10 protein-coding genes and 1 other RNA gene are annotated in these 10,578 nt (G+C 68.9%); all 11 read right to left on the bottom strand.

Features of this window, described 5'->3' with window-relative positions; all coding sequences use genetic code 11:
- Positions 1-529: FHIPEP family type III secretion protein (locus Q0L11_RS05220; protein ID WP_296595857.1), on the bottom strand; the 529-nt coding region annotated here is incomplete at its 3' end.
- Between the two features lie 95 nt (positions 530-624).
- Positions 625-1,992 carry a sigma-54-dependent Fis family transcriptional regulator gene (locus Q0L11_RS05225; RefSeq protein ID WP_296595858.1) on the bottom strand — a complete coding sequence of 456 codons (1,368 nt, stop codon included), beginning with the start codon at positions 1,990-1,992 and terminating at the stop codon, positions 625-627.
- Positions 1,993-2,019: 27 nt separating this feature from the next.
- A complete protein-coding gene (gene fliN / locus Q0L11_RS05230; protein WP_296595860.1) occupies positions 2,020-2,361 on the bottom strand; it encodes a flagellar motor switch protein FliN in 342 nt (113 codons plus the stop codon).
- Positions 2,362-2,365: 4 nt separating this feature from the next.
- Complete coding sequence (locus tag Q0L11_RS05235) at positions 2,366-3,013, bottom strand: flagellar assembly protein FliH (protein WP_296595861.1); 648 nt, start codon at positions 3,011-3,013, stop codon at positions 2,366-2,368.
- Positions 3,013-4,047, bottom strand: coding sequence for a flagellar motor switch protein FliG (gene fliG / locus Q0L11_RS05240; protein WP_296595863.1), 1,035 nt, complete (start codon positions 4,045-4,047; stop codon positions 3,013-3,015). The genes Q0L11_RS05235 and fliG overlap by 1 nt, the downstream gene beginning before the upstream one ends.
- Complete coding sequence (gene fliF, locus Q0L11_RS05245) at positions 4,047-5,699, bottom strand: flagellar basal-body MS-ring/collar protein FliF (protein ID WP_296595864.1); 1,653 nt, start codon at positions 5,697-5,699, stop codon at positions 4,047-4,049. Before fliF ends, fliG begins: the two co-directional genes overlap by 1 nt.
- 274 nt (positions 5,700-5,973) lie before the next feature.
- Positions 5,974-8,106 carry a serine hydrolase gene (locus Q0L11_RS05250; protein WP_296595865.1) on the bottom strand — a complete coding sequence of 711 codons (2,133 nt, stop codon included), beginning with the start codon at positions 8,104-8,106 and terminating at the stop codon, positions 5,974-5,976.
- 120 nt (positions 8,107-8,226) lie between these two features.
- Entirely contained in the window at positions 8,227-9,027 is an 801-nt protein-coding gene (locus tag Q0L11_RS05255; RefSeq protein WP_296595866.1) for a C13 family peptidase, read from the bottom strand.
- Positions 9,028-9,034: 7 nt separating this feature from the next.
- On the bottom strand, positions 9,035-9,505 hold the full coding sequence (locus Q0L11_RS05260; protein ID WP_296595867.1) for a PaaI family thioesterase: 471 nt from the start codon (positions 9,503-9,505) through the stop codon (positions 9,035-9,037).
- A gap of 4 nt (positions 9,506-9,509) precedes the next feature.
- Positions 9,510-9,998, bottom strand: coding sequence for an SspB family protein (locus Q0L11_RS05265; RefSeq protein WP_296595868.1), 489 nt, complete (start codon positions 9,996-9,998; stop codon positions 9,510-9,512).
- A gap of 259 nt (positions 9,999-10,257) precedes the next feature.
- Positions 10,258-10,578, bottom strand: a transfer-messenger RNA (tmRNA) gene (gene ssrA / locus Q0L11_RS05270); the annotation flags it as partial.

The following is a 10,578-nucleotide window of genomic DNA, read 5'->3' on the forward strand; positions in this document are numbered from 1 at the left end:
GGTCGGCGTCGATGGCCATCTGCTTGCCGGGCATCGAGTCGAGGGTGAAGCGGGCGGCCACTTCAGCGATCCGGCCCGAGCCCTTGGTGATGACGACGAAGTTCACGACAACCAGGATCGCGAAGACGATCACCCCGATGATGAAGTTGCCGCCCATCATCAGCTTGCCGAACGTCTCGATGACGTGGCCGGCGCCGTGGGCGCCCTCGTGGCCGTGGCTGAGGATCAGGCGGGTGGTCGTGATGTTGAGCGCCAGCCGGTAGAGCGTCGCCACCAGCAGCACGGTCGGGAAGGCCGTGAAGTCCAGGATCCGCTTCATCAGGATCGCGGTCATCAGGATCAGGATCGACATCGCGAGCGAGATCGAGAGGAACACGTCCAGCAGGATCGCCGGGATCGGCATGATCATCAGGACGACGACGCCGATCACGCCCAGCGCCAGCGCCACGTCGCCGCGCATCAGCCACCCCATCACCTCCTTGCCGGAGGGGGCGTTGGACAGGCGCGGAGTGACGGTGGTGTCGGCCATCAGCCGGGACGCTCCTGGAGAGGACCCGAACCTGGGACCTCCAAATCGTTATCGGCGCTGGGGGGCGCCGATATGGTTAACAAGTCTTACGAACCTCAGGCCGCGCTGGCGCCCATCTGCGGGGCCGGCACGGAGACGCCCGCTTCGGTGTATTCCTTCAGCTTGTTGCGCAGCGTGCGGATCGAGATCCCCAGGATGTTGGCCGCGTGGGTGCGGTTGCCGAAGCAGTGCTCCAGGGTGTCGATGATCAACTGCTGTTCCATCTCGGCCACCGTCTGGCCGACGAACGAGCGGGTGGCGACCTCGGCGGCGCTGGCGGCGGCCTGGGCCGTGCGCACCATCGGATCGGCGGGGGCCAGCGGCTGGCCGTCGGGCAGGCGGATGGCGTTCTCGTCGATCTCCGGGCCGACCGCGAGCAGCACCGCGCGGTGCATGGCGTTTTCCAGCTCGCGTACGTTGCCGGGCCAGCGGTGGGCGGCCAGGCGGCGCTTGGCCTCGGCCGAGAGCGGCTTCTCGGGCATGCCGTTGGCGGCGGCGTACTTCTTCACGAAGAACTCGGCCATGGCGATCACGTCGCCCGGGCGCTCGCGCAGGGGCGGCAGGCGCAGGTTCACGACGTTCAGGCGGTAGAGCAGGTCCTCGCGGAACGTGCCTTCCTTCACAGCCTGCGCCAGGTCGCGGTTCGAGGTGGCGAGGATGCGGATGTCCACCTTCACCGGCTTGGAGCCGCCGACGCGGTCGATCTCGCGCTCCTGGATGGCGCGGAGCAGCTTGGCCTGCAGTCGGGCATCCATCTCGCTGATTTCGTCGAGCAGCAGGGTGCCGCCGTTGGCCTCCTCGAACTTCCCGATGCGGCGGGCGAGCGCGCCGGTGAAGGCGCCCTTCTCGTGGCCGAACAGCTCGCTCTCGAGCAGGTTCTCGGGAATGGCGGCGCAGTTGACCGAGATGAACGTCTTGTTCGAGCGGCGCGACTTCTGGTGGACGTAGCGGGCGATGACTTCCTTACCCGAGCCGCTCTCCCCGGTGATGAGGATCGAGGCGTCGGACGGCGCCACCTGGTCGGCGAGCTGGATCACCTGCTGCATGGCCGGATCGCGCACCACCATGGGGCGGTTGTCGTCGCTGACCGCGGCCAGCACGGCGGCGATGAGGTTGGCCTCGGGCGGGAGGGGAATGAACTCCTTCGCACCGGCGCGGATCGCGTCGGCGGCGCGCCTGGGGTCGGCCGCGATGCCGCAGGCCACCACCGGCGCCCGGATCCGCTCGGCCTCGTTCGCGGCGATCAGGCCGGCGATGTCGAGGTCGTAGTCGACCATCAGTAGGTCAGCGCCCTGGCCGGCGCGCAAGGCGTGCGTCGCCGCCTCGATGGTCTCGACGTGCGAGACCTTGGCGCCTGCGCTCATCGCCATCTTCACGGCGGTGGAGAGCTGTCCACTCAGTTTTCCGACGACCAGAAGCCGCATCTTCGTAACTCCCTCACACGCTCAGGCTCAGGCCTGGGCGTCGCCGTCCTTGATGATTTCCGTCATGGTCACGCCCAGCCGCTCGTCGACGATCACGACTTCGCCGCGGGCCACCAGGCGGTTGTTCACGTAGATGTCGATCGCCTCGCCGACCTTGCGGTCCAGCTCCAGCACCGAGCCCTGGGAGAGCTGCAGCAACTGGGCCACCGACATGGATGAGCGGCCGAGGACGGCCGAGATCGCCACCGGCACGTCGAACACGGGGGCCAGGTCGCCGGCGGTGCGCTCCTCGCTCAGCAGGCTGGCGAGGGTGGCGTCGGCGTCCGCGTCGGGGGCGAACTCGTCGAGTTTCAGGTCGTCTTCGGCCATGGGTCTAGCTTTCTGAGCCGGGGATCAGGGGTTCGGCGTGGAGGCCCTCCGCGGCGAGCGCGGCCTCCAGCGCCAGGGTCACGCGGCCGGCGGCCTGGGCGGGGTCGAACGCCGCCTGGCCGTCGCCGAAATCGAGGGTGAAGGCGTGGCGTCCGAACGCGCCGTCCGGCCTGACCACGACCGAGCCGTCGAAGCCGAGGTTGCGCGCCGCATCCTCGAGGACGGCCTGCAGGTTCTCCGCGAGCGCCGGGTCGGCCGAAACCACCAGCCGGGGCTGGGCGTCGATCTCGCGGGCCAGGGCGTCCAGCGCGGCCAGAACCGGGGCCTGGGGGAACTTCTCCAAAGCCGCGTCGGCGATGCCGCGGGCGCAGGCCAGCGACAGCGCCGCCGAGCCCTGGCGGTGCTCGTGCGCCACCTCGGCGAGCCGGGGCAGGGCCTGGGCGCAGGCGGCCGCGATCTGGCCCAGCGCGTTGGCCTGCTGGGCCGCGATGCTGGCAAGGGCGGCGCGCTCGCCCTCGGCGTAGGCCTGGGCGCGAATCTGCTCGACCTCCTCGGCCGGGAATAACCGCTTGGGGCGCTGCGCCTGGAAGGCGATCGACCCCTTGTTGTCGAACTCGGTGTCGAAGCTGAATTTTTCAAACGCTTCCGACATCAGTAGATCAACTCATCTTCGCCGCTCGAGCCGGCCAGCATGATCTCGCCCTTGTTGGCGAGGTCCTTGGCGACCTGCACGATGGCCATCTGGGCCTGGTCGACGTCGCGTAGGCGGACGGGCCCCATGGTCTCCATGTCTTCCCGCATGATCTTCGCGGCGCGTTCCGACATGTTGGAGAAGAACATCTCGCGCAGGGCGTCCGACGCGCCCTTGAGGCCCAGGGCAAGCTGGTCCTTCTCGACGCCGCGCAGCAGCGTCTGGACGCCACCGGGATCCAGCTTCGAGAGGTCCTCGAACACGAACATCAGGGCGCGGATCCGCTCGGCCGCCTCGCGGTTGCGCTCTTCCAGGGCGGTGATGAAGCGCGTCTCGGTCTGACGGTCGAACGCGTTGAAGATGTCCGCCATCATCTCGTGGCTGTCGCGCTTGGAGGTGCGCGCCAGGTTGGACATGAACTCGTTCCGCAGCGTCTGTTCGATCTTGTCGAGGATCTCGCGCTGCACCGGCTCCATGCGCAGCATGCGCATGACGCATTCCAGGGCGAAGTCCTCGGGCAGGGCGGCCAGCACGCGGGCAGCGTGCTCGGACTTGATCTTGGACAGCACCACCGCGACGGTCTGCGGGTATTCGTTCTTCAGGTAGTTGGCGAGCACGGCCTCGTTCACGTTGCCGAGCTTGTCCCACATCGTCCGGCCGGCCGGGCCGCGGATTTCCTCCATCAGCGCGTCCACCTTCTCGGGCGGCATGATGGAGGCGAGCAGCTTCTGGGTCTGTTCGAACGACCCCATGATGGAGCCGGTGCCGGCCGCGCCGGCGACGAACTCCACCAGCAGGTCTTCGACGACGCCGGCGGTCACGTTGCCCAGGCTGGCCATGGCCTGGGAAATTTCCTTGATCTCTTCCTCGTCCAGCGCCTGCCAGACATCGGCGTGCTCTTCGCCCAGCGCCAGCAGGATGACTGCGCACTTCTCCGCACCGTTCAGGCGGGAGGGGTCGACGATGCTCTTCGAATTACCGCGGGGCGCCGCCATCAGTTGGTCTCATGCAGCCAGGAGCGGAGGATCGCGACCGACTCGTCGGGGTGGCGCTCCACGAACTCGGACACCTTCTTCACGGCGCTGACCCGGACCTGGCCGTCGACGCGGGCCATGTCGATGCGGGCGTTGGCGTCGTCGCCGGGACCGGGCAGTGCGAGCTGGTCGCCGCCACCGCCGATCTGCATGGCCTGGCCGTCGGGGGTGACCATGACGCGGGTCACCTGGCCGGCCGGCGCGATCAGGGCGTTGCCGCCTCCGCCGCCGGCGACCGCTCCGCCGCCCTTGCCGCCGCCCAGCAGAGGCCGGGCCACGAAGAAGATCATCAGGATGCCGACCAGCGCCAGCACGCCCAGTTCGGCGGCGCGCATGATGTCGTTCTTGTCGAAGCCCATCAGCGGGCTGGCCGAGACCACGCCCTCGCCGTCGTCGGCGGTGGGGAACTTCACGTTGATGACGCTCACTTGGTCGCCACGGTCCTGGTTGAAGCCGACAGCGGTGCGGACCAGCGTCTCGATCCGCTGCATCTCCTCGGCGGAGCGCGGGGTGTAGGGGCCGGGCTTGCCGTCCTTGCCAGGGGCGCTGACGCCGTCGACCGCCACGGCGACCGACAGGCGCTTCACCGTGCCGGGCTCCTCGACCTTGGTCGTGACCGTCTTCGAGATCTCGTAGTTGGTGGTGGAGTCGGTGCGGCCGCTCTGCGTGGAGTTCGTGTTCTGGTCGCCGCCGGGACCGCCCGGGATGTTCGCCGCGACCGAGGCCTGGCCCGAGCCGGCCTGGTCATTCTCGCGCGAGTTCTCTTCCTGGGTCGACTCCGAGCGGATCACCTGGCCGTCTGGATCGAAGCGCTCTTCCTGGGTGGTGACACGGGCCAGGTCGAGGTCGGCGGTGACGTTGACGCGCGCCTTGCCGGCGCCGACTACGCCCTCGACCATGGTCTTCACCTGCTTGGCGATGCGCTGCTCGACCTCGGACTTGCGGCTGTCGGCCTCGGCGGCCATGCCCGTCTCGCCGCCGGAGAGCGTCTTGGCGTGCTGGTCGACGACCGTGACCCGGTCGGGTCGCATGTTGGGCACGGCGCCGGCCACGAGGTTCTGCATGGCGCGGACCTGATCGGCGGAGGGCTCGCGGCCGCCGACGCCGATGGTGATCGAGGCGGACGGCTGCTCGGCCTCTTCCTCAAACAACTGGCGCTTGGGCAGCACCAGGTGGACGCGGGCAGAGGTGATCCCGTCGAGGGAGAGGATGGTGCGCGAGAGCTCGCCTTCCAGGGCGCGCTGGCGGTTCAGTTGCTGGACGAAGTCGGTCTGCCCCAGGGCGTTGGCCTCGTCGAAAATCTCGTAGCCGACCGAACCTGCGGTGGGCAGACCCTTGGACGAGAGCATCAGGCGGGTGGAGGCCACCTCGTCGCGCGGCACCATGATGGTCGAACCGTCGCCCTTGACCTCGTACTTGACGCCGGCCTGGTCGAGGGCGGCGGTGATCGAGCCGGCTTCCTTGAGGTCCAGGTTCGAATAGAGCAGGGCCTTGGGCTGGCCCAGGTTCATGAACACGGCCGCCAACACGGCGGCGAGGCCCGCGGCGACGCCCAGGATCGCGGCCAGCCGGCCGATCCCGAACCTCTGCAGCATGCCAACGAACTGGTTCAACCGGTGGCCCCTTCCCATCACGGAGGGCGCCGCAAACGCGGTTCTCCCCCTCTGGTAGGCAGGATTTACCCAGTCCTTGGTTAAGGCCTCGTTTAAGCGTGGCCGTGGCCGCCTCGGACAGGCTGTCGCAGGCGGCAGTTAATGCCTAGGCGCGAGCCCTGGGGCCCGACACCGGTCGGCCAGCGTCAAGCCTACGGGGATCGACAGGCTCGCAGCTTTGAGACCGGAGGCCTTCTGGTCCCGTCAGGATGGCTCAGCCTGACCGGGAAGACCGCTAGCGGCTCCAGGGTTCCAGTGCGCCGTTTACGGCCAGCAGCACCGAGAACGCGGCATAGATCAGCACGGTGATCGTGAAGAACACCTTCCTGAGCCCGCTCCATGATTCGACCCGGCGGCCGCCCTGCCAGATGGCCGGCACCGCGGCGATGGTGAGCAGGGTGAGCGCGGCGGCCACGAGGGCGCAGGCCGAGGCGGTGACCACCAGCGGTCCGGGCCAGCCGTACATGATGGCGGCGAGATCGGACGCTTGCGCCGCCCACACCGCGAAGAAGCCGAGCGCGGCAAGCCAGAGGCCGGCCTGGATGTTCTGGATCAGCGCCGCCCGGGCCTGGATCTGGTTCTGCCGCAGGTCGCGACGGCTGCGAAGGATGAGCCCGACGAGGGTGGCGGCGGCGGTCAGCGCGGTCAGGGCGGCCATGAAGGCGAGCGTGCCGCGGCGCTGCAGGAACGGGGTCCGCTGTAGCGTCTCGGCGTTGGCTCCCGTCCGGAAGCTGACCGCGCGCCCGTCCTCCATGTGGAAGGCCAGGCGGGCGTCGCTAGTCGTGGAGATGAAGCGGCCCTCGCTTGCGGGCCCCTCCAGCGTCCAGGCGCGGGTCCCGCCCAAGTCGCTGGTCAACAGCCGCCCGCCCGGCGTGACGGTGACGCTCGCCCCGCCGGCGATCAGGCCGACGAAGCCCTCCAGGCCACCGTAGGCGCGGCGGGTGCTGAGATAGTCGCCGGAGAACACGTCCGCCGCCGCGAGCAGATCCGCAGACCCCGATCGCGGGAACACGGCGGGCGGGGCATAGAAGGCGCGCAGCACCGCCTCGGGGAGGCCGGCGGCGACCTCGCCGCCGTTGCCGCCGTTGGTGCTGATGAAGACGCCGAGGTTCAGCTCCGGAACCACGATCATCGCCGAATGGAAGGCCAGCGTGTCGCCCAGGTGGCCATAGCCGCGGTAGTCGCCGGGCAGGTCGAAGGTCATGAACCCGTGCGCCCAGCCGTTGATACCGACAGGGGTCTTGCGCATGGGCGAGCGGAAGGCCTGGGCCGCGCGGGGACCGAAGACGGTCGCGCCGTTCCAACTGCCGTTGCCCAGCAGCATCAGCATGTAACGGGACATGTCGCCCGCGGTGGACGACGCCGAGCCCGCCGGCGCGATCTGGCCGATGTACTCGTAGTCGTACGGGAAGTAGCCCGCGTCGCGCCACGCGTAGCCCACGGCCACGTCGCCGCGCAGACGTTCGGGCATGGCGCCCGGCAGGCCACGCCGCTCGGGACGGGGCTCGCGGAAGGTGGTGCTGGCCATGCCGAGGGGGCCGGTGATCTCCTCCTCGACGCGGCGTTCGAACGTCTTGCCCGAGACGAAGGCGGTGGCCGCGCCCGCGAGCCCGGCGCCGTAGTTCGAATAGCTGGAGATGGCGCCGTTCAGGCGAATCCGACTGGGGCGCTCCTGGCGCAGGTAGAGGTCCAGGGGGCGCACGCGCCGCGGGTCGTTCTTGAATAGCTGGCCCAGGGCGCGATCCTCGAACCCCGAGGTGTGGTTGAGCAGGGAGCCGACGGTGACGTCCCGCGAGCGGCCGGTCAGGCGCACCTTCTCCGGGAGGTACAGGTTGACGGGCCGGTCCAGGCGAATACGGCCAGCCTCCACCTCCTTCATCAGGAGGATCCAGGTGAAGGTCTTCGAGATCGATCCGACGCGGAACAGGCTGCGGTCGGGGTCGACGGGCCGGCGCGGCGACAGGCTGGCGAAGCCGTAGCCCTTCTTCAGGGTCACCTGGCCGTTCTGCACGACCGAGACCGTGGCGCCGGCGACGTGCTCGCGGCGCAGGGCGTCGCTGACCCAGCCATCCACGAAGGCTTCGAGCTGCACGGGATCGATGGGCTGGTTGGATGCCAGCCGCGCGCCGTTCGGATGACGCGGAGGCGTGGGCGGCGTGGCTGCAGCAGGGGAGGCCGTCGGCTTGCCCGCGGATCGAGGGGGCGAGGCCGCCGGGCGGATCGTCGTGTAGGGGACGGGCGCCTTGGGCAGCGCGGCCCCGGCGGCCGGCGTGCGCGAGGCGGCCGGCGGGGGGCCATCCTGAGCCGCAGCGGGCCCTCCGACCAAGAGCGCCAACGCCGCCAGCATCGCCCTGCCGAGCTTTTGCATCGCTTGGGATCACTCCGCCAAATCGCCGCCAATCCTATCACTGCGGATGAGTCGGGCCGCCCGTCTCCCCCGATCGAACGGGGCTGACCCGAACGTGACGTCCCGCCGCGGCGCCGGCGTTCAGGGTTGCCGCAGTCCGGCCGCACCTGCGGCGTGCGTCGTCCTGGCTGCGGCGTCGAAGGCGTAGAGCGGCAGCATGGGCCGAAGCTGCGGGCCCACCCAGATCTGAGGTTCGGACGGCGGCGTCAGCTTCTCGGCGACCTCGCGCGCCCGCACGCACTCGCGCACGGCGCCGGCCAGGCCGCCGAAGTCCCGCGCGTCCGGCATCGCGGACAGGAAACAGTCGTCGAAATAGGGGTACTTGATGTCCTGGCCGCAGCCGAACGAGGTGCGGTCGGGCCGTGCGGCGGTCAGGACCATGCGGTTCGACTGGGCGAGCACGGGTACGAAAACGCCCGAGAAGCAGGCCGAGATCACGACCACCGTCGGCCGCTTGCCGCAGGTGCGGTCCAGCATGTCGGCCAGCACGCCGGGCCGGAGCAGGCCCTGGTCCAACTGGGCGCCTTGCGGCGCGCCGTGGGAGGTCATGTAGAACACGCATCCGCCCTGTGTGCGGCCCGACAGGTCGACAAGCGCCCCGTAGATGCCCCGCAGGTCGCTCTTTTCGGGATTGGTGTCCTTGTACCGCTCCGGGCGCACAGAGAACTGGCGGATGTTCTGCGGCTGGAAGCCCGCCTGGACCAAGGCGGCGCTGACGTCGCGCCGGGCGTTGTCGAAGCCTTCCGAAGGGCCGCCGTCGTGCGCGTGCCAGTCGCCCGCCACCACGACGGCCGACCAGTCCGTGAACGCCGAAGCCGCCTGCGCCGCGCTCGCCCCCATCGCCACCCAGAGGGCCGTGAGGAGGACGAGGAGCCGGGCCATCGGACGCCTACTTCTTGTAGTTGCCGAACGGGGTGGGGATCGCTGTGCCGGTGGCCTTGGCCAGCAGCCGGCCGTCGGGGTCGTAGAGCTCACCCTCGGTGAAGGCGACCTGGCGGCCCCACTTCACCACCCGGCCGATCCCCTTGATCTTGCCGGGCATGCCGGGCCGCAGGAAGCTGGTCTTCATCTCCAGCGTAGGGGCGACGGCGGTCATGCCGGAGGCCACCATGCAGGCCACGCTCATGGCCTCGTCCAGCATGGCGCAGAGATAGCCGCCCTGGATCTGCTTCATGGGATTGAGCAGCAGTTCCGCCTTCGCGTCGAATTCGACCTCGACCGACTTCGTGGCCTGGCTGACCGAGACCATTCTGAAGCCCAGGGTCTGGGAACCGGTCGGCTGGTTCTTGGTGCGCAGGAACCGCTGGAGGATCGCCTCGTCGGTGAGGGTCTCCGGTTCGCGCGACGCCACGTCGGTCATGCGGTCACTTCTTCCGGAACTGGTCGAGCGAAACGATGGTGGCGTCGCCCTTCGGGGCGTCGTCGGCCTTGGCGTCCGGCTTGCCCTCGGGAGCGGCCTTCGTCTCAGGCGGCGCCGGCGGAGGCGGTTCGAACTGGAGCAGGAACTGCACCGACGGATCGTAGAAGCGGGTGATGGCCGCATAGGGGATCGAGAGCCGCTTGGGCTGGCCCCCGAACTGCAGCGTCACCGAGAAGAACGTCTCGCCCGGCGCCAGGTCCCAGTACTGATGCTGCAGGACGATGGTCATCTCGTCCGGATATTTCGACAGCAGATCGACCGGGCCTGAGACGCCGGCCGCGTCGGTCTTGAACGTGATGTAGAAGTGGTGCGAGCCCGGCAGTCCTTCCGGCGCGGCGGCGCGTTTCAGCGCGGCCTTCGCCACCCCACGCAGGGCGTCCTGCGCAAGGGCCTCGTAATTCATCAGATCCTGGGCCGGCGGATCCTGGGCCACACGCGCAACTCCGAAGCGGAACGAATACCTGGAAGGTAGCGACTGCCGGGCCGCGCGCAAGGCTGGAAGCAGGACGCGGGGCCGCTTCTGTCCTGAAGCTGACATGGAGGCCTACCCGCGGTGGGGCGTGGCGGCCGCGGCAGCGGCAGGTTGGAAGGCGTGAAGGGCGCCAGAACCACTGAAATAAGTGGAGGGCTTCTGTTGCCAGGCGCCCGCAGTTCTGCGGACAAAGCGAGGGGCGCCAACGATTGCTGAGAATAGTGAGGGGCTTCTGTTGCCAGGCGCCCCTCGGGCCCCGCCTAAGGATCTGAACCCCTAGGACTTGGTTCGGATGTTACCGGACCGCATTACGCAGCCAGGCGAACTTCCTCAGCGAAGTTATCGTTCGCATTTAGTTTAAAACCCGGAACGGTGGGTCAGGCCGAGAGAAAGCAACGCCTTTACACGTCTGTCGATGCTGATCGGCCCCGCACTTCCCGGCGATAACCCGGAAGGAAGATTGGTGGAGCCGCCGGGAATCGCACCCGGGTCCAGTCCGCTTATTATGCGCGCGTTTATCTCCATAGTCGGGCGAACCCGA

It is taken from the genome of Phenylobacterium sp. (assembly GCF_024508875.1).
GTDB lineage: Bacteria > Pseudomonadota > Alphaproteobacteria > Caulobacterales > Caulobacteraceae > Phenylobacterium.

Bases quoted from the DNA above. Each gene is read 5' to 3' on its own strand.
- fliG (WP_296595863.1), bottom strand. From the start codon at position 4,047: ATGGCGGCGCCCCGCGGTAATTCGAAGAGCATCGTCGACCCCTCCCGC.
- Q0L11_RS05225 (WP_296595858.1), bottom strand. From the start codon at position 1,992: ATGCGGCTTCTGGTCGTCGGAAAACTGAGTGGACAGCTCTCCACCGCC.
- Q0L11_RS05235 (WP_296595861.1), bottom strand. From the start codon at position 3,013: ATGTCGGAAGCGTTTGAAAAATTCAGCTTCGACACCGAGTTCGACAAC.
- fliN (WP_296595860.1), bottom strand. From the start codon at position 2,361: ATGGCCGAAGACGACCTGAAACTCGACGAGTTCGCCCCCGACGCGGAC.
- Q0L11_RS05255 (WP_296595866.1), bottom strand. From the start codon at position 9,027: ATGGCCCGGCTCCTCGTCCTCCTCACGGCCCTCTGGGTGGCGATGGGG.
- Q0L11_RS05260 (WP_296595867.1), bottom strand. From the start codon at position 9,505: ATGACCGACGTGGCGTCGCGCGAACCGGAGACCCTCACCGACGAGGCG.
- Q0L11_RS05250 (WP_296595865.1), bottom strand. From the start codon at position 8,106: ATGCAAAAGCTCGGCAGGGCGATGCTGGCGGCGTTGGCGCTCTTGGTC.